At 65.7% G+C, this 23,748-nt stretch carries 22 protein-coding genes, 1 tRNA gene and 1 pseudogene; 11 read left to right on the top strand and 13 right to left on the bottom strand.

Annotated elements, in window-relative coordinates:
* Positions 1–64 precede the first annotated feature (64 nt).
* A tRNA-Ser gene (locus BLS55_RS04040) sits at positions 65–159 on the top strand.
* 101 nt (positions 160–260) lie between these two features.
* Here the strand turns inward: BLS55_RS04040 and BLS55_RS04045 are convergent.
* The 10 genes and pseudogenes from BLS55_RS04045 to rimI all read right to left on the bottom strand — a co-directional run bounded on the left by BLS55_RS04045 (position 261) and on the right by rimI (position 7,948).
* The gene (locus BLS55_RS04045) at positions 261–1,382 is read right to left on the bottom strand and encodes an alpha/beta fold hydrolase (protein WP_143339517.1); all 1,122 of its coding nucleotides are present in this window, start codon (positions 1,380–1,382) and stop codon (positions 261–263) included.
* A 267-nt stretch (positions 1,383–1,649) separates the two neighbouring features.
* A complete protein-coding gene (locus BLS55_RS04050; RefSeq protein WP_092153084.1) occupies positions 1,650–2,552 on the bottom strand; it encodes a metal ABC transporter substrate-binding protein in 903 nt (300 codons plus the stop codon).
* A 31-nt stretch (positions 2,553–2,583) separates the two neighbouring features.
* Positions 2,584–3,462, bottom strand: a complete 879-nt coding sequence (locus BLS55_RS04055; protein WP_092153085.1) for a metal ABC transporter permease — start codon at positions 3,460–3,462, stop codon at positions 2,584–2,586.
* Positions 3,459–4,142 (bottom strand): annotated as a pseudogene (locus BLS55_RS04060) (metal ABC transporter ATP-binding protein); the annotation flags it as partial. The gene BLS55_RS04055 and the pseudogene BLS55_RS04060, both read right to left, overlap by 4 nt.
* An 89-nt stretch (positions 4,143–4,231) precedes the next feature.
* Positions 4,232–4,384 (bottom strand): hypothetical protein, encoded by a 153-nt coding sequence (locus tag BLS55_RS12075; protein WP_180365389.1) that lies wholly within the window; start codon positions 4,382–4,384, stop codon positions 4,232–4,234.
* Complete coding sequence (locus BLS55_RS04065) at positions 4,359–4,850, bottom strand: Fur family transcriptional regulator (RefSeq protein WP_180365390.1); 492 nt, start codon at positions 4,848–4,850, stop codon at positions 4,359–4,361. Before BLS55_RS04065 ends, BLS55_RS12075 begins: the two co-directional genes overlap by 26 nt.
* A gap of 224 nt (positions 4,851–5,074) precedes the next feature.
* A complete protein-coding gene (locus BLS55_RS04070; protein WP_092153088.1) occupies positions 5,075–6,067 on the bottom strand; it encodes a Smr/MutS family protein in 993 nt (330 codons plus the stop codon).
* Positions 6,068–6,194: 127 nt separating this feature from the next.
* Complete coding sequence (gene secG / locus BLS55_RS04075) at positions 6,195–6,602, bottom strand: preprotein translocase subunit SecG (RefSeq protein WP_092153089.1); 408 nt, start codon at positions 6,600–6,602, stop codon at positions 6,195–6,197.
* Positions 6,603–6,686: 84 nt separating this feature from the next.
* Positions 6,687–7,454 carry a triose-phosphate isomerase gene (gene tpiA, locus BLS55_RS04080; protein ID WP_092153090.1) on the bottom strand — a complete coding sequence of 256 codons (768 nt, stop codon included), beginning with the start codon at positions 7,452–7,454 and terminating at the stop codon, positions 6,687–6,689.
* Positions 7,451–7,948, bottom strand: coding sequence for a ribosomal protein S18-alanine N-acetyltransferase (gene rimI, locus BLS55_RS04085; protein WP_257243128.1), 498 nt, complete (start codon positions 7,946–7,948; stop codon positions 7,451–7,453). The genes tpiA and rimI overlap by 4 nt, the downstream gene beginning before the upstream one ends.
* On the opposite strand from rimI, the gene BLS55_RS04090 reads away from it, so the two are divergent.
* The gene (locus tag BLS55_RS04090; protein ID WP_257243129.1) at positions 7,923–8,465 is read left to right on the top strand and encodes an NUDIX hydrolase; all 543 of its coding nucleotides are present in this window, start codon (positions 7,923–7,925) and stop codon (positions 8,463–8,465) included. The genes rimI and BLS55_RS04090 overlap by 26 nt on opposite strands.
* A 12-nt stretch (positions 8,466–8,477) precedes the next feature.
* Here BLS55_RS04090 and BLS55_RS04095 read toward each other — a convergent pair whose 3' ends face one another.
* Genes BLS55_RS04095 through BLS55_RS04105 form a run of 3 tightly spaced genes read right to left on the bottom strand, consistent with a single transcriptional unit; the run spans position 8,478 to position 11,347 of the window.
* A complete protein-coding gene (locus BLS55_RS04095; protein WP_092153092.1) occupies positions 8,478–9,269 on the bottom strand; it encodes an inositol monophosphatase family protein in 792 nt (263 codons plus the stop codon).
* Between the two features lie 15 nt (positions 9,270–9,284).
* Positions 9,285–10,307 (bottom strand): rod shape-determining protein, encoded by a 1,023-nt coding sequence (locus tag BLS55_RS04100; protein WP_092153093.1) that lies wholly within the window; start codon positions 10,305–10,307, stop codon positions 9,285–9,287.
* Between the two features lie 2 nt (positions 10,308–10,309).
* A complete protein-coding gene (locus BLS55_RS04105) occupies positions 10,310–11,347 on the bottom strand; it encodes a GAF domain-containing protein (protein ID WP_092153094.1) in 1,038 nt (345 codons plus the stop codon).
* Between the two features lie 227 nt (positions 11,348–11,574).
* On the opposite strand from BLS55_RS04105, the gene BLS55_RS04110 reads away from it, so the two are divergent.
* The 9 genes from BLS55_RS04110 (at position 11,575) to BLS55_RS04150 (ending at position 23,747) form a co-directional block, all read left to right on the top strand.
* Complete coding sequence (locus BLS55_RS04110) at positions 11,575–13,293, top strand: hypothetical protein (RefSeq protein WP_092153095.1); 1,719 nt, start codon at positions 11,575–11,577, stop codon at positions 13,291–13,293.
* The gene (locus tag BLS55_RS04115) at positions 13,290–14,048 is read left to right on the top strand and encodes a 16S rRNA (uracil(1498)-N(3))-methyltransferase (RefSeq protein WP_092153096.1); all 759 of its coding nucleotides are present in this window, start codon (positions 13,290–13,292) and stop codon (positions 14,046–14,048) included. Before BLS55_RS04110 ends, BLS55_RS04115 begins: the two co-directional genes overlap by 4 nt.
* Positions 14,045–15,271 carry a replication-associated recombination protein A gene (locus BLS55_RS04120; protein ID WP_092153097.1) on the top strand — a complete coding sequence of 409 codons (1,227 nt, stop codon included), beginning with the start codon at positions 14,045–14,047 and terminating at the stop codon, positions 15,269–15,271. Before BLS55_RS04115 ends, BLS55_RS04120 begins: the two co-directional genes overlap by 4 nt.
* Entirely contained in the window at positions 15,271–16,095 is an 825-nt protein-coding gene (locus tag BLS55_RS04125) for a lysophospholipid acyltransferase family protein (protein ID WP_092153098.1), read from the top strand. Before BLS55_RS04120 ends, BLS55_RS04125 begins: the two co-directional genes overlap by 1 nt.
* A gap of 121 nt (positions 16,096–16,216) precedes the next feature.
* Entirely contained in the window at positions 16,217–16,795 is a 579-nt protein-coding gene (locus BLS55_RS04130) for a TetR/AcrR family transcriptional regulator (RefSeq protein ID WP_092153099.1), read from the top strand.
* Positions 16,796–17,067: 272 nt separating this feature from the next.
* On the top strand, positions 17,068–17,880 hold the full coding sequence (locus tag BLS55_RS04135; RefSeq protein ID WP_092153100.1) for a glycine zipper domain-containing protein: 813 nt from the start codon (positions 17,068–17,070) through the stop codon (positions 17,878–17,880).
* A gap of 137 nt (positions 17,881–18,017) precedes the next feature.
* A complete protein-coding gene (locus tag BLS55_RS04140) occupies positions 18,018–19,133 on the top strand; it encodes a S1 family peptidase (RefSeq protein WP_092153101.1) in 1,116 nt (371 codons plus the stop codon).
* Positions 19,130–20,440 (top strand): SrfA family protein, encoded by a 1,311-nt coding sequence (locus BLS55_RS04145; RefSeq protein ID WP_092153102.1) that lies wholly within the window; start codon positions 19,130–19,132, stop codon positions 20,438–20,440. Before BLS55_RS04140 ends, BLS55_RS04145 begins: the two co-directional genes overlap by 4 nt.
* Position 20,441: 1 nt before the next feature.
* On the top strand, positions 20,442–23,747 hold the full coding sequence (locus BLS55_RS04150; RefSeq protein WP_092153103.1) for a virulence factor SrfB: 3,306 nt from the start codon (positions 20,442–20,444) through the stop codon (positions 23,745–23,747).
* The last annotated feature ends 1 nt before the right edge of the window (position 23,748 follow it).

The raw sequence follows: 23,748 nt of genomic DNA on the forward strand, positions 1-23,748 counted from the left end.
GCTTGCAGTCAGCACGCTTCTGCTATATAACCATTCGGCTTTACGCCGCATACCGGTGCAATGTGGAGAGGTGTCCGAGTCGGCCGAAGGAGCTCGCCTGCTAAGCGAGTATACGGGCTTAAACCTGTATCGAGGGTTCAAATCCCTCCCTCTCCGCCATAGAACAAATGAGAACGGCGAGTTACTGAAAAAGTAACTCGCCGTTTTTGCGTTCTAGCGGGGTGAAATTCGGGTCGGCGCGGGGTGGGCGTGACCTTACCCTAATGCGCTTCCAGAAACTCCAGCAAGATGTTGTGGAAGCGCTCATGGCTGGGCCGTTCAAGAAATAAGGCATGGCCCGCATCGGGCAGCACTTCCACCCGTACCGCCCCAGGCGTTGCGGCTATTGCCCGGCGCAGGGCGGGCGCATCCATAAATTTATCCTGCGCCCCCCAAATATACAGCACCGGCAACTCCAGTTTGCCCGCCGGGATAAGCGGCCCGTCCTTGGGGCCAAAAACCTCGCGCCGCCCTCCATTGGGAATGGGGTGATTGTCGTAACGTTTTACGCCCGCTGTATAAAGCCGTACAACTTCAGATTCGGCAAATTGGGGGTCAACCGCGCCATTGGGAAGCAGGCGAAAGTCTTTGTAGGCGTGCGGCCAGACCTCTTGGGTAACAAAGGGTTCAGTTACCGACATCAGGCCAAGCCCGTGCAGAATAGGCGCGCACAGGGTAAGCGAACGCAGCTTTTCCGGGTGTCGCGCGGCAAACCGTGAGGCTGTTACCGTGCCCCAGCTCCAGCCAAAAAGGTGCAGCTTTTTCGCCTTGCTGAGCGATAAAACCATATCCGCCGCAGCATTAAGATCCTGCGCCGCATAGTCGGCGTTGGGCATGAAGCCGTCCGCTACCTTGCCGGAACGTCCGAATCCGGCGATATCCAGCAGCCAGACCGTATAGCCGTGGTCAGCCAGAAACCTTGCCAGGCTGTAATCTTTGTAATCCACATCAAAAGGGTGCGAAGAAAAAGCAACGCCGTGGGCAAACAGAATCTGCTTTTCCGGCATGGCCCCGGCAGCCGGGCTTATGCTCTGCAAAAACAGCTGAATGCCGTTCCGCTCCAGCGGGTGCTCCACAACGCGGTATTGCCCGGCATGGGCTGCGTATGTTGCAAAGCCGATAATTCCGGCTGCCAGAAAAAGGACGGCGAACACGCTGCGCAGGAGGCTGGGCAGGAGGTTCGTTTTTATGGCTCTGCTGCACAGGTATGGCATGGGTACGGCCTTGGTTGATTTTTTAGCGCCATTAGCACGGTGGGGTTTGCGCGCGCAATCGCTGTAGCGGACGAGGCCAAAACTATCTGACCCTATGGAGATTATACAATATGGGCCATAAAATTTCAAATAAGGCCAACCCGCGCCCGTGCGGCGGCCAATAAGACGGGCGAGCTGCCGTCATGAGGCGACGGCAGCTCGCGCAACGGTCAGGGCTTTATGCCGGGGCCTGGATTTTTGCGCGTCGCCTTACGGCCTTGCAACCTTGCAAGGCCGTAGCGGCTGCGTGCGCAGACGCGCGCCGTGCAGATGTAAGCGCAATGCATTTGCGCTGGTAAGCGCTGGAGCAAGCGTGTCCTAACCGTTGCGAATGCTTATTCTCAAAGGCCGTCTGCTCTAAGGGCGCAGCGCCTTGACCAGCAGGGTCACATTGTGGCGGAACATCTCCAGATAGGTGGGCGCGGGGCCGTCCGGGCCGGAGAGGGCGTCGGCATAAAGCTCGCCGCCGGGCCTGGCTCCGGTCTCTCTGGCGATGTTTTCCACCAGGCGCGGGTCAGTCATGTTTTCCACAAACAGGGCCTTGATGCCCTCCGCCTTGATCTGCCGGATAAGCGCGCCCACATCCTGGGCCGAGGCCTCGGCCTCTGTGGAAAGGCCCTGCGGCGCGAGCAAGGTCAGGCCATAGGCTTCGCCAAAGTAGCCAAAGGCGTCGTGGGATGTGATGATCTTGCGCTCCGCCCGGGGGATGCCGCCTAGCGTCTTGCGAACCCAGCCTTCGGTTTCGCCGATTTTACCCAGGTACGCCCCGGCGTTTTTGCGGTAGGCGGCAGCGTGGGCCGGGTCCGCGGCGGCCAGGCCGTCAGCGATGTTCCGCACATAGATCCGCCCGTTGTCCAGGCTCTGCCAGGCGTGGGGGTCCGTCACTTTTTTGCCGCCTTCTTCCGCATCGACCATAGTGCGGGTGCGCACGCCCTTGCTGGCGATCACCACCGTGCCCTTGTAGCCGGAGGTCTGGATCAGTCGGTCCATCCAGCCCTCAAAATGCAGACCGTTGACCACCACCAGATCCGCCTGGGCCACGGCCTTGGCGTCAGCCGGGCTTGGCTGGTAAACGTGGGTATCCGCGTCGGGGCCCACCAGCGTGGTCACGCGCACCAGGTCGCCGCCCACGTTTTTGACCATATCGCCCAGGATGGAAAAGCTGACCGCCACCTTGAGCGGCGCGGCAAACGCCCCCTGCGCGCCCAAAAGGCTCAGACCGAGAACCAAGGCAAAAACGCCCGTCCAAAACCGTCGCATAGCTGCCTCCATCTGCCCGGCAAGGCCGGGGTTATTGTCCCTGTGCGCCTGGGGAGCGCCGCAGCAGGAGGATCATCCCCTGGCGCGGCCCCAGCAGCAGAGAAACGCAATGACAGGCCCCGGCGGTGAGCACAATGGCCGGCCCGGACGGCAGATTCCAGTAGTAGGAGAACAGCAGGCCCAGGTAGCCGGAAAGCATGGCGATGCCCGTAGCCACCAAGGCCTGGGACCAGACCTGCCCGGCCCAGAAGCGGGCCGCCGTGGCGGGCAGCACCAGAAGCCCCACGGCCATGAGCGTGCCCAGGGCGCGGAAGCCGCCCACCAGGTTGAGGGCCACCAAGGCCATAAACAGGGTATGCACCAGAGGGCCGCCGCCCCCCACAGAGCGGAGAAAACCGGGATCAAAACACTCCACCACCAAAGGACGGTAGAGGATGGACAAACTCAGGAGGCTCACGCTGGCCACGCCCGCCACCAGCAGCAGCGAGGCGTCGTCCACGGCCAGGATGGACCCGAACAGCACATGCATCAGGTCCATGCTGTTGCCCCGCAGGGAAACCAGCAGCACACCCAGAGCCAGAGAAATGAGGTACAGGGCCGCCAGGCTGGCGTCCTCCCGCAAGGGGGTGTAGCGCGAGACCAGGCCCGCCGCCACCACTACGCCCAACCCGGCCAGGAACCCGCCCACGGTCATGGCTGTAAGCGAAAGGCCGCACAGCAGGAAGCCCGCGGCCACCCCCGGCAGCACGGCGTGGGACAAAGCGTCGCCCATAAGGCTCATGCGCCGCAGCACCAGAAAGGTGCCCACGGGGCCGCAGCCCAAAGCCAGAGCCAGAATGGCCGCCAGGGCATGCCGCATGAAAGCGAACTCCGCAAAGGGTTCGCAAAAAAGATTCCAGAGCCAGATCATGCCGCTCCTCTCCCCGCCGGGCCGGCTTCAGCGTCTTCCACGGATGCCACAGGGCTGTCCCAGCAGGCGGAAAGCTCCCGCGCCCGGGCCAGATTCTCCGGCGTGAGGACACGCTCCGTGGGGCCGAAGGCAATGGGATCGCGGGCAAAAAGCAGGCATTGCGGAAAGTGGATCCGCACCTGCTCCAGATCGTGGATCACGGCCACCACGGTCCGCCCTTCCGCATGCCAGCGCCGCACCAGTGCCAGCAGATCGTCAGTAGTACGGGCGTCCAGGGCGGTAAAAGGCTCATCCAGCAGGATCACCGGGGCATCCTGGAGCAAAAGCCGCGCAAACTGTACCCGCTGAAACTGGCCCACGGATAAGGCGCTGATGGGCCGCGCCCCGAAGTCCGTTAGATCCAGCGTGGCCAAGGCCGCCTGCGCCTCCCGCCACGCCGCCGCGGCCAGCGCGCCCCAGGCCCCCACGCGCGGCCAGTGCCCCAGGGAGACCATATCCAGCACGGTGATGGGAAAGGAGCGGTCAATGGCTGCCTGCTGCGGCAGATAAGCAATATCCGCCGCACGCTGGCCGCCGAGGTCGACGCTGCCCTCCCGTGGGGAGAGCAACCCGGCCAGGGCTTTGAGCAGGGTGGATTTGCCCGCGCCGTTGGGGCCCACCACCGCCGTAAGGCTGCCCGGCGCAAAATGGCAGCACAAATGGCGCACGGCCGGATGCCGGTTGTAGGCCAGGGAAAGATCGCAGACGCTGATGGGCCGAGGCTGCCGGCTCATAAGGCCCACCAGACCACGCCCCACAACAGGGCGCACAACGCCAGGGCCAGAGCCAGCCTGCGCCCGGCCGACCAGCCCAGGGGAGAAAAAGGCGAAGAAAAAGGCGCGGCCACGGCCGCGTCCTCACGATTTTTTGTTGCCGTTTGCATCAAACGCATCCTGTGGGGCGGCGTCGGCGCAGGCCGCGCACCGCCCCCTGATTTCTATGCTTCCCCCGTGCAGAGCAAAGCCCTCTTCGTGCAGGGCCGCATCAATGGCCCCGTACAGATCGGGGTTGCGCACCTCGCGGCTCTGGCGACAGCAGTCGCAGACCAGCATGAACACGGGCGTGCCGGGGCCCGCGCAGGCGCGCGTACAGGCCACGAAGGCGTTGAGCGTTTCCACCTTGTGCGCAAGGCCGTGCTGTTGCAAAAAATCCAGCGCCCGGTACACGCTGGCCGGGGGAATGGGCCTGGCCGCCGTTTGACGCAACGCGTCCATAATGGCGTAAGCCTTGACCGGCTCTCCAGCCTCCTCCAACACTGTCAGCACCTGTCGCCGCAAGAGCGTCAGGCGCACCCCGCGCACTTCCCGCACCCCGCCGGGGTCGGCCGCGCTTTTTTGCTTTTGCTCCATGAACTGACGCTCCTTGCCCTTTACGGCGGCCCAATGGGCCGCCATCCCGACCGCGCACAGCCGCGTGCGCAAAAAATGAAATGATATATTGTTTCATTTTTGTCAAGAAAAGATTCCGGAATGCGTACCGCCAAAAGGGTGCGCAGGGCGCGGCGCAATGCGCGTCTGCGCCAAAGACAGAGCCGCGCCGCCCGCGCTCGCAAAAAGCCGCAGCCGCCCCGGCATCAGGAATCGCGGTAGAGGTCCGCGTCAGCGGGCACGCGTTCCCAGTACACCCGCCCTTTTTTGCGGTACTTGCGCAACAGCACATAGACGCTGCCGGGACCGCCGTCGTGCGGCTGGGCCGTGCAAAAGGCCAGCACTACTCGCTTGAAGGGCTCCTGCGTCAACCAGATCTGCAGCTTGCCGCGCAGCACGCCCTGGCCATCGGGCGAGTTGCGGCCGCGCCCCGGCACCACCAGCACCGTGCGCAGGCCTTTGTACCAGCTGCCGCGCAAAAAGCCCCGCAAGGCTTCAAAGGCCTGTTCCACAGTGAGGCCGTGCAGATCCAGATGGGCCTCCGGGCTCAGGGCTCCGGCCCGCAGCTTATTCAGAATCAGCGGATCCAGGCCCACCACATAGCCTTCCAGATATTCGTCCGTGAAGGACAAGGCAAACTCCAGTTTGCCGTCCATAAAATCCTGCAGGGTCAGCTCCCCCTGCTGCGGCGGCGTGCCCGGAGCAGGAGCCGGGGCCACGGCGCGCCCCTTGCCGCTCAGCGGCGTGGCCTCGCGCACGGCCTGCAGAAAAGCGGCGGCTTCGTCTTCCACCGCTGGCGCCTCCAGCTGCGGCGGGGCCGCTGCCGTCGCACGGGCGGCCCCCGTCATGGCCCGTGCCGCATGCGCCTCCGCAGGGGCGGGTTTCCGTTCCTTTGCCGCGGCCCCGGCCGTGCGTTGCTTTTTGGCTGCTGCAGCGCTGTCTTCAGGCAGCGCGCGCCGCTCCGCCAGGGTGAAACCGCCGGGCCCTTTTCCCTGCGCCGTGGGGCGCACCCGGCTCATGGCCCGCAAAAACAGCTCCGCATCCTGCGCGTCCTCCGGCGAGCGGGCCGCCACAGGCCGCCGGGGCGCGTGCGTCGCTCGTGCGCCGCTAGCGCGACTAGCGTCCTTCCGCTGCGGAAACTTCCCTGCCGCGAGCTGACGGAACGGATTTTCGCCAAAAGGTTCTTCCTGATCGGACATGGCTGTCTCCCCCATGAGGGTTGCGGTCGCCAAAAAAACACGGCCGCAGGGCGTGCCCCACGGCCGTAAGCATACGATTGCGGACGGGCCGACGCAAGGATCGGCCGCCAGACCGCCCGGCGATGGACTACTTGCCGGCAACCCCGGCGGCAGGCGCGGCCGAAGCGGGCGCTGCGGACTGGGGCGCGGCACTCTGCCCGGCGGGCGCGGCGGGCGTCGGCGTAGGTGCGGGCACGGCCGGAGCAGCCGGTTTGGCCGGCACGGCGGTATCCTCAATCTTCACGTCCAGAATGGTGGATTCCGAACTGGGGCGGGAGCTGGTCACATAGGTATAGCTCAGAGAGGTAATGACAAAAATGACCGCCATGAGCGTGGTGAGTTTGGCCAGGATGCCGCCCGCGCCGCCGCTGCCGAACACCGAGCTGTTGCCCCCGCCGAAAATGACGCCCATGCCTTCCTTGCCCGCCTGGAGCAGAATGAGAATGACCAGCAGGACGCAGACAATAATATGCAGCGTCAGGATAAGAGTCTGCACAGATTCCTCCAAAGCGGATTGGCGTGACGGGAAGGCGCGCGGTCAGGGACCGCGGACCGACGCTCCCGGCCTGCGCCGAAAACGTCAGCAAAAGACGATTTGCAAAAAACTTTGCGCCTCCAAAGAGGCACCCCCTACCAGAAGACCATTCACGTTGTCAAGACCCAGCAGGGTTGCGGCATTGGCGGGCTTAACGCTGCCGCCGTACAGAACAGGCAGCTGCAGGGCCGCGTCGCCCAAGGCGCGTTGCAGCAGGGCGCGCGTCACGGCGTGGGCCTCCTGCACTTCCGGCGGGCCCGCCACCTTGCCCGTGCCGATGGCCCATACGGGTTCGTAAGCCACGGCCAGCCGCCGGGCCAGGGCTTCGCCGCCCAGGGAAGGCGGCAGGGCCGCGCACACCGGCGCAAGCTGCGCCTCCAGCACGGCCTCCAGGCGACCGGCCTCACGCTCCGACAGGGTTTCGCCCACACAGAGCATGACGTTAAGGCCCTGCTCCAGGGCAAAGGCCGCCTTGCGGGCCACAAAGGCCGGGTCTTCGTGAAAGATATGGCGACGCTCCGAATGCCCGGCCAGCACCCAGGAGGCCCCGGCGTCCAGGAGCATGGCCGGGGAAATCTCGCCGGTAAAAGCCCCTTCGGCATCGGGATAGACGTTCTGCCCGCCCACGGCCAAACCGGGCGTCTGCCCCGCAGCCTCCGCCACCACGGCCAGCGCCGTGTAGGGAGGAAAAAGCAGCACTTCACGTCCGGCGGGCAGGCCGCCTTCCAGCCCGCGCGCTAGGTCCACGGCGTAGCTTGCCGCGTCCGCGCGGGTTTTGAACATTTTCCAGTTGGCGGCGATAATGGTTTTCATGCGGACCTCTCGAATGGGGACGGCGCGGCGGGGAGCGCCAGGGCGTATACGTGCGCGTCTTCGCCGGTATCCGCATAATAGCCCTTGCGCAGGCCCACACGCTGAAAGCCGCAGCTTTCGTACAGGGAAACGGCGGGCGCATTGCCGGCGCGCACTTCCAGCAGAATGTTCACGATACCCCCTTTGGCGGCAAGCCGCAAGGCCGCCTGCAGCAGCCGCCGCCCAAGCCCCTGCCGCCGCCGTTCCGGGCTGACGGCAAGGTTGAGTATTTCCAGCTCGTCCGCCGTGTGGTACACGGAAATATAGCCGCACAGCCGCGGCCCCTCCCACAGCCCCAGCGCGGCAAAAGCCCGCTGGGAAAAGGCCGCGCGGCACTGGGCCGCGGACCAGGGCAGGGCAAAGCACTGGCTCTCCAGGGCGGCCATGGCCGGAGCGTGGGCGGCTTTCAGACAGTTAAGGACAAAAATCGTGCGGCTAAGAGCCCTTGCGGACATAACAACCCCATACGCCGTCGCGCCCGCGGACCGCCATCCCCTGCTGGAGGTGGTGGACGCCGGCAACGCTCCGGTCTGCCTGCTGCGCGCGGCCGACGTACAGCGCCAGGGCCTGCCCCACCGGGCCGTGGCCCTGCTGCTGCGGGACAAAAACGGCCGCGCCCTGCTGACCCACTGGCCGGAACGGGGCTGGGGCGTTTCGGCCTACGCGCGGGCGACCGCGGGCCAGGCTTTTGAAGATTGCGCCCGCGCCCTGCTGCTCGAAGCCGGGCTGGACCCTACCGGGCGCGTGCGGCCCCTGGGCCTGGCCCCGCCCTGCCCGGAAAGCCGCAACGCCTTTGTGGCTTTTTTTGAAGCGCGCCTGCCGCTTTCACTGGCCATGGCCGGGGCCCGCAACGCCGAACGCCACCTGCTGGCGGACTACGATGAGTTGCGGGGCATGGCCGCACACTTCGGGGAGCTGCTCTCGCCGCTCCTGCGCGTGGCCGTGCAGGCAGGCTATGTGCGGCCGCGCTGAACCGGCCGAGGCTCAGTCCACGCTGGTGGGGCGCAGCAGGTCCACGGCCTGAGCGTGCACCAGACCGTTGCTGGCCAGCACCGTCTGGCCGAAGCGCAAGGGCGCGCCGGTCAGATTGCTTACCCGGCCGCCAGCCTCCTCCACCAGCAGAACCCCGGCGGCAAAATCCCAGGGTTTAAGGCCCTCTTCATAAAAAAAATCCAGCTTGCCGCAGGCCACGTAGGCCAGGTCCACCGAGGCCGCCCCCATGCGGCGCAGCCCCTGGGTGCAGGGCAGCACGCGCGCCAGACGGTCCAGCACGCGCTCAAGCCGGCGGGTAAAATCGTATGGAAAGCCCGTGCCCGCCAGGCAGTCGGCAAGGGCCGTCGCCCGGCTCACGGCAATGGGGCTTCCGTTGCAGAAGGCCCCCTGCCCGCGGGAGGCGTAAAAGCACTGCTCCAGCATGGGCACGTTGACCACCCCAAGCTCCGCCCTGCCCTCGCGCCACAAGGCCACAGAGGTGCCCACCTGCGGGATGCGGTGCACAAAATTAGTGGTGCCGTCCACGGGGTCAATAATCCAGCACAGGCCATCGGGCTCCGCGTCCGGACGGCTGCTCTCCTCGGCCAGGAACCCGGCTTCGGGCAGAAGCGCCCCCAGGCGTTCCTTCAAAAAAGCCTCCACAGCCAGATCCGTCTGGGTGACCAGGTCGATGCTGCCCTTGTGGCGCACCTGGCTCGGTTGGGACCAGTGTTCCCGGACAATCTCGCCGCTCTGGCGCACAATTTCCACGCAATCCCGCAGCAGGGACGCCCCCATGTTCATGCTCCGCAATCCTTTTCAGTTGATGAAGACGGCGTGGTAGGCCTGGCGGTCCAGCATGGCGCGGGCCGTGCCGCGCAGCACGGTGGTCAGGGGGTCTTTGTCCACAAAGACCTTGAGCCGCGTCTCCTGGGCGATGTATTGATCCAGCCCCTTAAGCAGCGAGCCGCCCCCGGCCATGAGCATGCCGTTGCGGTAAATGTCCGCCGCCAGTTCCGGCGGGGTTTTTTCCAGCGCGCGCAGCACCGCGCCCAAAATGGCCTGCACGGGCTCGCGCAGGGCCTCGCGGATGTGGCCTTCGGTCACCTGCACTACCCTGGGCGCGCCGCAGACCAGATCCTTGCCGGAAACCTCCAGCACGGGCGCATTGGGCTGCGGCAGGGCGGACCCCAAAATTTTTTTGACGTTTTCAGCGGTATTTTCGCCCACTTCCATGCGAAACACGTCGCGCAGGTAGCGCTGAACGGCCATGTTCATGGCGTCGCCCGCCACCCGTACGGACTGGGCGTTGGCGATGCCCGCCAGGGTAATGACCGCCACCTCGCTGGTGCCGCCGCCGATGTCCAGCACCAGGTTGCCCAGGGGTTCGTGCACGGGCAGATCAGCGCCGATGGCGGCGGCCATGGGCTCCTCCACCATGGCCACGTCCGCAGCGCCGGCCAGCAGGGCCGAATCAATGACGGCGCGCTTCTCCACCTGGGTGATGCCCGTGGGGATGCAGATGACCATGGAAGGCTTGACCAGCCTGAGGCCTGTAATGGCCTTGCGCACAAAATAGGAGATCATTTCGCGCGTGACGTCAAAATCGGCGATGACGCCGTCCTTCATGGGGCGCACGGCGCGGATGCGCTGCGGGGTGCGGCCCAGGTAATCCTTGGCGGCCGCGCCCACAGCCAGCACGACGTTTTTCTGAACGTCGATAGCCACCACCGAAGGCTCATTGATGACAATGCCCTGAGCGCGTGTGTAAAGCAGGGTGTTGGCCGTGCCCAGGTCCATGGCGATGTCTTTGGAAAGAAAATGGAACAGACGCCGGAACATGGTCAGTATTCTTTGCTGCGGGGCATGGGGGCGGCATCCGGGTCATAGGCCTGGGAACCGTCGGTGTGCACCCTGGCCCTGGGCAGCATGGTCCGCAGGCGCACTTTGAGGTACAGATTTTCCAGAAACAGGGCCAGATGGTCCACGGCCTGGCGCACAAAACTGCGCATGGATTCGTCCATGGTCCTGGGCGTGGTATGGGCGAGGCAAAGCACGCCCCGCGTGCTTTTGTTGACCATCACCGGCATGCACATGGCCGCCTGAAAATCTGGCATGTCCGGCAGCTTGCCAAAGAGCACCGCTGCGGGCGCGCCTTCCACGCCTTCGGCCACCACGGGCTGATCGTTGCGGAAAACCCAGCCCGTAATGCCGCTGCCCATGGGCAGGATGAGGGGCTCCTCGCCGGTAAGCAGCAGGCGGGCCGATTCGCTCTCCACGCAGTAGGTCTCGCCGGGCTGATCCACAGAGGCGAAGGCGCAGTAGTCAAAACCCGTGGCCTCCACCATGATCTTCAGGTAGTTGTGCAGAAACTGCGGCCAGCGCTTGTAGCGGAAGCGCAGATCCTGAATAACGCCGAGGTCGGCAAAATAGCGCGGAATGTCGCCCGCAAGCTCCTGCCGTCCGCGGCTGCCCTGCTGGCGCGCGATGAGCTCCGCGAACATCTGGAGGATTTTGTGGTCCTTGTCCGAGAAGGAATACTGCCGCTTGCTGTCCACGCAGAGGGCGCCGCCCGTGGGCACGGGGCAGCCCATAAAGGCCTTGATGCTGCCTTCCTCGCCGCTGGAATAGTAGCCGAGGTTGCTCTGGCGCTGGTCAAAATTGGGCACCAGCAGGGGCTGACGGTTGCGGACAATCCAGCCCACCAGCCCCTTGCCCGGCAGAACCGTGGCGTTGGCGGCGATTTTGTCCCCCAGACTGAAAAAAGCGGTGAGGCGGTGGGCCTCGCCCTCTTCCTCCGGCAGGAACAGCACCACCGAATAGGCGTCGAACACGCTGCAAACAATACTTAGTATATGTTTTTCAAGAGAATTGGCGGTCATGGTGCGTGGGGTTGATGGTGCGGCCGCACCGAGGGCGGCGTGAGGGAACGCATTTCTTGTAGCAAAGCGGGCCCGCCCCCGCAACTGCTTTTGCGCTCCGCCGCAGGGCACCCACGCGCCGAAAACACGCCCGATTTTGCGCAGGGGCGGATTCCTCCGCTTTTCCCTCTGGAAATATCTCTGAAAAAAAGCTAAATACACAAAAAAATTCCAGACGGGGCGCACGGATGATCAAGTGGCAAGAAATTTTCAGCAAAAACGGCCTGCCCTGGCAGGACGCCGACGACCTTGCCGCCCCGCTCGCCATCAGCAGCCTGCCTGAGCTCAAGCAGTTTCTGGACGCGGTGCACATTCGCTTCTGCCTCGTCAAGCCCTACCAGGAAAACAAAAATTACCCCCTGGTGGAAAGCCGCGAGCTCCTCCCCTCCTTCGACAACGACATGTTTGAGTATAAAGACCTGCCTGGCTTTTCTCTGGTGGCCTTTGCCCGGCAGCTGGACTATTTTTCCGAGATTTTTCAGTTTGACAAGCTCCACCCGGTCATCATCGAGGGCGAAGGGGCCTGCTGCCCGCTGGAAAACCAGGTCATGGAGCAGAACCTGCTGACCCTGGCCTCGCGCCTGCCGCGCCGCCACCAGGACGTCTTTCGTCAGCAGTTCCGCTCCGCCGATACGGTCCTGCTGGAGACCTACCCCGCCCTCATGCCTTACCTTCTGAGCATGGACCGGGCGCACGTCCTGGCCTGGGGCGCGGACAACACCTTCCACCTGGCGGGCATCTTCGCCTCCTTCCCTTCCGATATCGACAGCGAGCTCAAGCGCTTCGGCATCCGCATCGGCAAGTTCGCCTATGGCGACAACGATATGTATGAGCGCAACCGCATGTTCGTCTACCAGTACCTGATGGAGCTTTACGGCTTTCCCATCGTTTCGGAGCGGCGCACCTCCAGCGCGCTGTTTGCCCGCAAGCTGCACAAAATGGGCGAACGTTTTCTGCTCCGCGTGCTGGGCCAGACGGACCGCACCCTCACCACCTATCTTTCCACAGGCGAAAACACGCGCTATCCCCGGCTGGAAAAAATCGCCCTGGTGGCGGTGGATCCGGATCAAGACGAAGCCCTGGAGGCCATCGACCGCGACGGCTTTTTTCTGGATAAGCCCCGCCGCGTGGTCATCCTGCGGGTGACCTACCTCCAGCACAGCTTCGATTCCAGCAACGTGCGCCAGGACCGCGCCCTCTCTGTCGTCGCCCAGGAGGTGCTCCACCCCCTCACGGGCGAGCCCCTGCGCGGGCTCAACATCATCAAGGACGCCTCCAACATGTTCCTGCGCCTCAACGATATAGTGCGGGGCGAATACACGGGGCGCATCACCTACAAACGCACCGAGGTGGTGGAAAATACCGATTCGCACGAAAAACGTCTCAAATTCCTCTACAGCTGGCTGGCCAAGCATCAGCGCCGCATGATCAGCTACAGCGACGAATTTTTCTCCAACGTGAGCAAGGTGCTCTCCGGCTACCTCTACTCGCCGGACAACGACGAGGTGTTTGAAAACCTGCGCGACCTCTATCAGGAGGTGCGCACCCGCTTCAGCTATATCCAGCAGGCCCGCCGGGTCCGCATCCTGGAAGACATCTGCCGGCGCAGCCACAAAGGCGCGCGCCTCACCTACCGCCAGGCCCTGCGCGAGGCCGTGGCCCTGCTCAATGAACTGAAATTTGAGATCGTCAACTTTTTCCCCGCGTTGGTGGACGACGTCATCAGCTGCGTGGAACGCATCCTCGGCGACCGCTACCTGCAACGCAAGTATATGGAACCGCCCGAAGATTCCCTGACCCCGGCGGGCCAGGAAATCCGCAAAAACTACGGGCGGCTCGTGGCGCTGCAGGACGGCTTCAAGGCCGTGCGGCGGGCGCGCCGGGGCAAGGATACGGCTGCGGCATGAACGGACCTTTCTTTTATCTGCCCCCGGAAGCCTGGGGGACGGACGTGTGTCTGGAAGGGCAGGAGGCGCGCCACCTGACGCAGGTGCTGCGCCTTACGCCCGGTTGTGAAGTGGGCCTTCTGGACGGCCGGGGCCGCCGGGGACGCTTTATCCTGCGTGCGGTGAACAAAAAAAACGCCCGCCTTGAGCGCCTGGAAGAGGAAACCCTGCCCCGCCCCAAGGCCCTGGCCGTCATGGCCCTGGCCTTCAGCAAGGCCGTGCGGCGCGGCTTTTTTATGGAAAAAGCCGTGGAGCTGGGCGCGCACGGCGTGTGGCTGTGGCAGGGCGAGCACAGCCAGGGCCGCCTGCCCGCCGCCGCGCGGGAAACCTGCCTGGGCCAGATGACGGCCGGCGCCAAACAGAGCGGCAACCCCTGGCTGCCAGAGGTGCGCGCCCTCACCGGCGGGGTGGACCAGCTGGTCAGCCTGGCCCATGAGGCCGATTACCGCATCCTGCCCTGGGAAATGCAGACGGGCGTGCCCATGCTCACCCCCGGCCTGGCTGGACGCGCCGGGCTTACCGTCTATGTGGTCGGCCCGGAGGGCGGCTTTTCCGAGCGGGAGCTTGCGGCCCTGCGCGCGGCAAACTTCACGCCCGTGAGCCTGGGCGGTCGCGTGCTGCGCTGCGAAACGGCGGCCACCCTCTGCCTGGGGCTGCACTGGTGGGCCTCCCAGCTGCCCGGCGGCCCGGACGCCGGGAAAGGCAGCCCCGCGTGAGCGTGCAGCAGCCCTTGCCGGAGCGCCTGCGCCCCGCCGACCTGGACCTTTTTCTGGGCCAGAGCCACCTGGGGGAGCGCCTGCGCTCCCTCATGCGGGCCAAGCGCCTGCCGAGCCTGCTTTTTTTTGGCCCTCCAGGCTGCGGCAAGTCCACCCTGGCGCTGTTGCTGGCCAAATCCACGGGCAAAAAATACCTGCGCCTGAGCGCGCCGGAGGCGGGCCTGCAGCACCTGCGGCGCGCCCTGACCGGCGTGGAAGTGCTGGTGCTGGACGAGCTGCACCGCTTTTCCAAGGCGCAGCAGGATTTTTTCCTGCCCCTGGTGGAATCGGGCGAGCTGACCCTGCTGGCCACCACCACAGAGAACCCTTCCTTCAGCGTTACCCGGCAGCTGCTCTCGCGTCTGCATGTGCTGCGCCTGCGGCCCCTGGGCCATGCGGAAATGCTGGAGCTGGCCCGGCGCGGGGCCAAAGAGCTTGGGCTGGAGCTGGCCGAGCCCGTGGCCGACCTGCTGGCGGGCGTGGCCCACGGCGACGCCCGCACCCTGCTCAACCTGGTGGAATATGTGGCCGCCCTGCCGGAAGACCGCCGCGACGCAGAACAGGTCAAGGCCGCCCTGCCGGAGCTGCTGCAACGCCACGATAAAGACGGCGACAGCCACTATGAGCTGGCCTCGGCCCTGATCAAATCCATCCGCGGCAGCGATGTGGACGCGGCCCTCTACTATCTGGCCTGTCTGCTGGAAGGCGGGGAGGATCCGCGCTTTGTCTGCCGCCGGCTCATCCTTTCCGCCTCCGAAGATGTGGGCCTGGCCGACCCCGGAGCCCTGCCCCTGGCCGTGGCTTGCCAGCAGGCGGTGGAGTTTGTGGGCATGCCTGAAGGCTTCATCCCCCTGGCGGAAACCGTCGTCTACCTGGCCCTGGCGCGCAAGAGCAACTCCTCCTACGCAGCCTACCTCACCGCCGCGCGGGAGGTAAAGCTCAACGGCGCGCGGGCCGTGCCCCTGCACCTGCGCAATCCCTCCACCCAGCTGCAAAAAGACTGGGGCTACGGCAAGGAATACAAATATCCGCACAATTTTCCGGAATCCTGGGTGGCGCAGGACTATCTGCCGCCAGAGCTGGCGGGGCGGCGGTTTTATCAGCCCCGCGAAAACGGCGAAGAGCCCCGCCTGAGCCAGTGGTGGCGCAGGCTGCTTCGCCAGAGCAAAAAGACGGACCAATAATGAATCCTTTTGTAGACGGCGACATCAGCGCCAAATTCCTTACCGGCAACGCCTACCGCAGCCCTGGGCTGCGCGCGGGCCTGGTCAGCCGCATGCTGCCTTCCGTAAGTTTTTACAGCCACCTGTTTCTGGGCCCGGTACGCTGGCTGTGCCGCCGCGCCGCCCGCGGCCTGTGCGACGACGCGGCCTGGGTCTACGCCAGCGTCTGGGTGGCCGACCTTATGGAGCGCCTGGGCTGCCCCGTGGAGGTGCAGGGCATGGACGCCATAGACGCCGTGGACGGCCCCTGCCTCTTTGTGGCCAACCACATGAGCACACTGGAAACCTTTATGCTGCCCGGCATCATCCGGCCGCGCCGGCCCGTGACCTTTGTAGTCAAGCAGAGCCTTACGACCATGCCCTTCTTCGGACCGGTCATGCGCTCGCGCGACCCCATCGTAGTGGGCCGCACCAACCCGCGCGAAGACCTCAAGGCCGTGCTGGAAGGCGGCGTGGAACGGCTGCGCAAGGGCACTTCCATCATCGTCTTCCCGCAGCACACGCGCTCCCCGGTCTTTGACCCGCACCAGTTTAACAGCATCGGCATCAAGCTGGCCAGAAAGGCCGACGTGCCAGTGGTGCCGCTGGCGCTCAAAACCGACGCCTGGGGCACGGGCAAAAAGATCAAAGAGCTTGGGCCCGTCAAACCCGGCATGGCCGTGCGCTACAGCTTTGCGCCGCCCCTGCGCGTTGCCGGGCAGGGTAAAGAAGAGCATGCCGCCGTCTGCCGCTACATCGCGGAACATCTGGCGCAGTGGCAGCGTGCGGACGGCGTCAATGGCTGATTTCCACGCCCCAACCGCCCGGAAACGGCGAATATCTTGACGTGCCCCCGCCACACTGGTATGAATTGTAGCAGGCAGCGTACGCAACATTGACTGTTCCCCCAACCAATGCCCCACGACCATGACGCAAAAAAACAAGAAAGAAGCCCTGCTCCAGGCGGCCAAAGAACTGTTCGGCGAATACGGCTATGTGGAAACCACCTTCAAAAAAATTTCCGAGCGCGCCGGCGTGGCCCTGGGCCTGCTGACCCACCATTACGGCAACAAGGAAAAGCTCTTTCTCGCTTCCGGGCTGGACGTGCTGGAGCACTTTCTGGTCAGACTGCGCGAGGCCACAGCCCAGGGGCACAACGGCTTTGACGCCGTGCTGCGCTTCTGCAAGGCCTATCTTGATTTTTCCGTGGATCCCGAATCCAACTGGCTTGTGCTGGTACGCTGCTCGCCCTACAGCGACATGAAGACCAAAACGGACCGGGACACCATGGATTCCATGTTCTCCCAGGTGCATCAGGAGCTGGAGCGGGTCATCGCCTTGGGCGTGGCCGACGGCAGCATCGTAAAGGTGGACAGCCGCGCCACCGCGCAGGTCATCATTTCCCTCATGGTGGGCGCCAACCGGACCCGTGTGCTCACGCCCTATGCCGCGCCGGACCTCTACCAGCAGGTGCTGGACTTCGTGGCCCGCTCCATCCGGGCCTGAGGGGCTTTCCCCGGCGGCCTGCGGGCCTGGCCCGCTTGCGCCGCGCGAGGCCGGGGCGGGTTTCCCTTTCCGGCGTGGGCACTCGCGCAAGCCCGGCCCGTAGTCCGGAAAGGTTGCGCAGGGCCCTTGGCCGGCGGCCAAGGGCCGCCCACGCCAAGCTCCCGCCGTTGTGCCGCGGCCGCTCGCGCGCAAGGGGGCGCTTGCTGTTTGCCCTCCCTTTGCGGTAACATCGGCATGTTGCTATTTCTCCAACCGCTTTCAGGAGGCCGCACATGCCCCGTTACCTGCAACTCCCTGTCCTTCTGCTGCTGACGGGCAGCCTGCTGTTGTCCGGTTGCGCCAGCAAATACGGCGCGCAAAAGACCAAGGTCAACTACTATCCCCAGTGCTACCAGCCCGTAAACGCCCTGCGGCAGGACGAAAACAGCACGGGCTCCAGCACGGCAGCGGGTGCGGTGGGCGGCGCGCTGCTGGGCGCGATCATCGGCGGGCTCGCCACCGGTAAGGTGCAGGGGGCTGTGGCCGGGGCCGCGGCCGGCGGCGCTGTAGGCGCTGTAGGCGGTAATATCTACGGGAAATCACAGGCAAAAAAACGCGACGCCGCCTATCTTGAAAGTTATAACCGCCAGCTGGGAACCGAAGCGGCTAGCATGAACCGCGCCACGGCCGCCGCCAAGGTGGCCGCCAAGTGCTACGACGGGCAGTTCAAGCTCGCCGCCGACCAGTTCCGGGCCGGGCAGATCTCGCGCCTGGAGTTCCAGCAACGCTACGACGAAATCCGCAGCGGTCTGGAAGAAACGTCCTATATTCTGGGCGATACCGCGGCCACCATGGCCCGCAAGGACGGCGAATACCGCGAAGCCCTGGAGGAGCCCTACACCACGGCTCAGCCAACGGCCGCAGCGGCCCCTGCCGCCCAAAAGGCCCGGGCCTCCAAACCGGCCAGGCAGGCCTCCAGGGAAAGCAACGTGGCGGCTTCGGCCTCGGAGTGGAAGCAGTCCCGCCAGGATCTGGAAAGCACCAAGAACGATCTGGACCAACGGGTGACCGGATACGACGAAACCGTCAAGAACCTGCTGGGCTGATCCCCACTGCGCGCACGGCGGCGTTTCGCGCGGCTTCCGCTGCCGCGGCCCGTGCGGCGCGGCGGCTTTGACGCGCCCTGCGGCCCTGTGTCGCGCGCGGCGTCCCCAGTCCGGCCCTGTCCCACGTGGAGCGGCGCATGGAACAATCTCCTTCCCCTTCGCAACATTCGGCCCCCCCGGCGGAAACGCCGGCCGCGGCCGCTGCGGTCCTGCGCCCGTGGTACGCCCGGCCGTGGTTCTGGGCCCTGCTTCTGCTGCTGGCGCTCCTGCTGCTGGCGGCATGGCTGTTCTGGCAGGAACGGCAGGCCGCCCTGGCCGCCCAGGCGCGACTGGACCAGGAAACCGCCCTGGCGCGGCAGCGCAACGCCGATCGCGCCGCGTTTCTGGAACAGCTGCGGGCCCTGCTGCAACAAGATCCCTGTGAAGTGCAGCGCCGGCTGCCCCAGCTTACGCCGCCCGCGGGCGTGACCTGGCCGCCCGTGGGCGCGGCCGGGCCCGTCGTCCCTCAAACTGAGCCTGAGGCCAAATCCGCAGCCCCCCAGACCGCCGCCGCGGATTCGGCCCCGTCTGCCGCCCAGCCCGCCCGGCCCGGCAGTGTGGCTGCCCTGCTGGAGCAGGCCACGGTCATGGTGCTGGCGCTCAAGCCAGAGGGGCTGGTGCTGGGTTCGGGCTTTTTTGCGGCCCAGGGGGCCGTGGTCACCAACGCCCATGTGGTGGCCCAGGCCAGGCAGGTGGCCGTCATCAACAAGGCGCTGGGCAAGCCTCTGCCCGCTTCCATCAAGGCGCTGAGCGTGGACGGCAATGAAGATTTCGCCCTGCTCGCCGTGCCGGACGCGCCCACAATCACGCCGCTTGTCCTCTCCAGCGCGGTAAGCCGCACCCAGCGGGTCAGCGCCTGGGGCTTCCCCGGCGCGGTCACAACGGACGACCCCAAGTTTGCGGCCCTGCTGCGCGGCGAAAGCGTTGAAGCTCCGGAAGTGGTCTATACTGACGGCGTGGTGAGCGTGGTGCTGGACCGCACGCCGCCCCTCATCGTCCATACGGCCACGGTTTCCCAGGGCAACAGCGGCGGCCCCCTGGTGGACGACCAGGGCCGGGTGGTGGGCGTCAATACCGCCATCAAGCTGGACGACGCCTCTTACCGACAGTCCAGCCTGGCCATCGTCAGCGCGCGGCTGGCGGCATTTTTGCGCAAGGCGGGCGTGGCCGTGCGCCTTGAGGCCGCGCAGCCCGCTGCGGGAGGCAAGCCATGAGCGTCCGCATAGCCACCAGTCTGCGCGGCGGCATGCGCGCCCTGGCCAGCCAGGGGATTTTCGCCACAGATTGTTACGACCAGCTCCATGCGCTGGTGCTCCGCCGCCTGGGAGAGGAACACGCAGCGCTGCTGGCCGAGCCGCAGCACAACACTCAGAACGACAGCGTGGACTGGTACGCCGCGGGCCAGGGCCCGGCCACGCCTCTGGCCGAACTGCCGGCGGAGGAAGCCGACGCCCTGCGCGCCAGGGCCGGAGAGCTGGCCCGCGACATCCAGAACCTTGCCGCAGGCCTGACCACGGACGCCCAGGCCCGTCAGGCTCTGGCCGGACAAATGCTGCGGCTTGCCCTGCAGCACCCGGAATCCGAAGATCTCTGGCGGGTGGACGGCCGTCCTGTGCTCATCAACTGGGGCTTTGCGCCCGGCAGCGGCAGCGCCCAGCCCCAGGATCTGACCCGTCTGGGCCCCGCCGCGCCCCCGCCTCTCGCGGCCGCAACGCCCGCAGCGGCCGCCGCCGCTCCCGGCTGCCTGCCCTGGCTGCTGCCCTTGCTTCTGCTGCTTTTGCTGCTCTGGCTGTTGGGCGCGGCCCTGGGCCTTTTGCCCTCGCCTCTGCCCGCGGGCTGCACGCCCACAGACCGCACGGCCCTCACGGCGGAAGAGCAAAAAAGCGCCGCGCTGGACGACGAGCTCGCCCTGCTCTGGCGGCAGCTGCAGGAACGCGCGGCCCAGTGCAGGCCCGTCACGCCCCCGGTTGCGGCAAAAACGCCGGAGCCCAAAGCGCCGGAGCCGGAAGTGGTCACGCCCTTCTTTGGTGAAACGCCGGAAACGCCGCCGGAACCCGTCAAGCCCAAGGAACAGCCCAAGCCCAAGCCGCAGCCCAAGGAAACCCCCAAGCCCGTGGAGCAGCCCAAGCCGCAGAAAAAAAAGAATGAGGATCTGACCATCCCGCAGGACGCGGCCAAAAAGAAGGATCTGAGCTTCCTTGAAGGCTGCTGGAGCAGCGAAACAGGCCTCTATTCCCACCCGTCCAACGAACCCATCGTGGCGGAGTACTGCTTCGACAAAAGTGGCAAGGGCCGCCGCTTTGTGCGCGAGCGTAACGGGCAGGTCTGCAGCGGCACGGCCACGGCGCGCTTCCAGGGCAGCAACCTGCAGTTCGAATCGGGCCAGGCCCGCTGCCCGCGCGGCGGCACCTATGTGCCGCAGAAGGTGGAGTGCACGGGCAGCGAAAACAGCACCCAGTGCAAAGGCAAAGAACTGGGCGGGGCCAACCTCAAGTGGAACGCCCGCTTCAAAAGGAAGTAGCATGGACGCCATTCCCCGGTACCTTTCCCCGGTCAGCATCATCCCTGGCGGCTGCCCGCAGTTTCTGGATTTTGAACTGCCCCTTGCCGACCTGAAATCACTGACGCGGCAGTTTTACGAAGAAGTACGCGCGCCGGAACCCGGCGCTCCGGAGGCCCCGGAGGCCCATCGCTACCAGCACCTGCTGCGCTGCCTGCGACCGGCGACGGCGGACCCCGATCAGGCCGAAGCCTACCTGGATATGCTCACCGGGCGCCCCTATGCCGTCCCCGGCGAGTATGAAGACAGGGTATACGCCAAAAACGCGCTTAAAGAGCTGGACCTCTGGGCAGGCCAGTGGCTGCCCGTGCCTTTTCTGCGCACCCTGGACCAGTTCTGGCCGGACGGCGGCAAGCGCTTTGAGTATGGCCCCTCCAACTGGGCGCGGGCCCGGATTACGCAATCCGCGCGGCGGCCCCAGATGGCGCGCGTGGTGCTGCTTTTTGACACCACGGTGGAAGACAGGCCGGGACAGGGCGAGCAGTACCACGCCCTCTCGCCCCAGGACGTGACGGACCACGGGCACTTTATGCTGGCCCACCAGGTGCGCGACAATTCCTGGTTTCTCAACGCGCCATGGGTGGACGAGTGGCTGGCTGGCCTCTACGATGCCCTGCGGCAGGCCGAGTATGCCCGCTCCAGAAAGCACGGCTCCTGGCGGGACGACACCCCCAACGTGCTGGAACACCTGGCCTCCTACCTTACCTGGCTGGAGATCCTACGCCGTGCCTGCGGGGAGCTGGCCGTACAGGTCATCAATCCGGACCGGGACACCCCTGTGGACGTGGACCTGGTGCTGGACATCGGCAATTCGCGCACCACGGGCATCCTGGTGGAAACCCTGCCCCAGCGCGTCACCAACCTCAACGACAGTTATCTGCTGGAGCTACGCGACCTGAGCGAGCCCGAAAACGTCTACGCCGAGCCCTTTGAAACCCGCGTGGAGTTTGTGGACGCCCAGTTCGGCAACGACGCCCTCTCCCGCCGTTCCGGCCGCCAAACGCCCGCCTTCGCCTGGCCTTCGGCCGTGCGCATCGGGCCGGAAGCCGCCCGCCTGGCGGCCCAGGCCGTATGCGCGGAAGGGGCCACGGGCATGTCCAGCCCCAAGCGCTATCTCTGGGACGAACGCCCCTGGCTGCAGAGCTGGCGCTACAATACCGGCGGCCGGGCCGAGCCCATGGTCAGCCGCGGGCTCTTTCCCCGGCAGCTCAACCCCCTGGGCACGCCCCTGGCCTGCTTCGGCGACCCCCTGTTCAGAAAAAGTCCGGCCCTGAAAAAGCAGCAGGCCGAACCCATCTTTGAATCCCTGTTCACCCGCTCCTCGCTCATGCTCTTTATGCTGGGCGAAATTCTCACCCAGGCCCTGGTCACCATCAATTCTCCCACTACCCGCTCCCGGCGGGAACAGCCCAATCTGCCCCGGCGGCTGCGGCGGCTTATCTTTACCGTGCCCACGGCCATGCCCGTGGCGGAAAAGCGCATCTTCCGCCGCTGGGTTACCTGGGCCGTGCGGGTTGTCTGGCAGGCCCTGGGCTGGGGCCAGTGGTACGCGGCCAAGCCCGCAGCCGCGGCCAGGGGCGACTACCGCCAGAGCCCGCAGGTGCGTTGCGACTGGGATGAGGCCAGCTGCTCCCAGCTGGTGCTGCTCTACAACGAGCTGGCCGTCAAGCAGCACGGCGATGCCCACCACCTCTTCCGCCTCCTGGGCAAGCCCCGCGCGGCTTACGGCAACCGGCCCTGCGTGCGTCTGGCCTCCATCGACATCGGCGGCGGCACCACAGACCTTTCCATCACCACCTTTGAGCTGTCCAGCGGCGAGGGCGACACCCCCCGCATCGTGCCGCATACGGAGTTCCGGGACGGCTTCAACATCGCCGGGGATGAAGTGCTGCGCGAGGTGGTGGTCAACCACGTCATCCCGGCCATCGGCAAGGCGCTGGAGGCCCACGGCCTGACGGACCCCCGCGCCCTGCTGGGGCAGCTTTTCGGCCGGGACGCCATCGGCATGTCGCAGGAGGACCGCAACACCCGCGTCCGCCTGGTGCGGCAGATTGCCGTGCCCGTGGCCCTGGGCCTGCTGGCCGCCTGCGAAAATCCGGACCTCAGCGGGCTCAACCTCACCTGCCCGCTGGAACGTTTTTTTGAACCCGTCCCCCCTGAAACCACAAGAGACGCCAAGGCCGGAGCCAACGGGCAAGCAGACAACAGGCCGCTGCCCAACGGACAGCCGCACAGCAACGGTCCGGCCCCTTACGCCGCTGTACCGCCGGATGCGGCGCGCGCCCTGGAGGCCGGTCAGGATGGCGCCCGCGAGGGCGACGTCACGGACGACGCCCCCTTTGTGGCCGCGCCCGCAACCCGGCCCCAGAAGGACACCCTGGAGGCAGTGGAAAAGTTGGTGCAGCGCGCGGCACCCTTCATCCAGAACTTTAACATTCTGGACGTGCCCATCCAGGTCTGCCCGGCCGCAGTGGCGCACACCATCCGCGCCACCCTGGGCGGCCCCCTCTCCGCCCTCTGCGAGCTGGCGCACCTGTATGACTGCGACGCCCTACTGCTCACCGGGCGGCCCAGCTCCTGGTCCGCCGTGGTGGATGCGGTGCTGGCCCGCCTGCCCGTACCGCCGGACAGGATCATCCCCATGCGGCGCTACCGTGCGGGAGCCTGGTATCCCTTTGCCGACGCCATGGGCCGCATCAGCGACCCCAAAACCACCGTGGTGGTAGGGGCCATCCTCTGCGCCCTGGCCGACGGCCATCTGGAGGGCTTCTCCTTTGATTCCGCAGCCCTGCGCCTTACCTCCGCCGCCCGCTACATCGGCGAGATGGACATCAACGGCCAGCTGCGCCGGGCCAAGGTCTGGTTCACGGTGGACGTGAATAGCAGAGAATGCAGCGAGCACAGCCGCACGGTGGCCTTCAGCGGCCCCCTTTCCATCGGCTACCGGCAACTGGACGCCGAACGCTGGCCCACTACCCGCTACCTGCTGCTGACCTTTGCGGACGAGGCGGCCCGCGCCCGCGCCGCGGGCCGCCTGCCCTACGCCGTGGAAGTACGCCTGGACGTGGCGGAAGACGTCTGGGAGGAAGACGCCCCCCCGGCCGTGAACAATGAGGAAAGCCGCAGTGAAGGCGAATGCAGCATCGCGGACATAACGGACAATCAGGGCAACCGCGTGAACCCGACCGATCTGGAAATCCGCCTGCAAACCCTTAAACTGGACGAAGGCTACTGGCTGGACACGGGCATCGTGATCGACGCCGGCTAAC

Origin of the sequence: Desulfovibrio legallii (assembly GCF_900102485.1) — a bacterium.
Classification (GTDB): domain Bacteria; phylum Desulfobacterota; class Desulfovibrionia; order Desulfovibrionales; family Desulfovibrionaceae; genus Desulfovibrio; species Desulfovibrio legallii_A.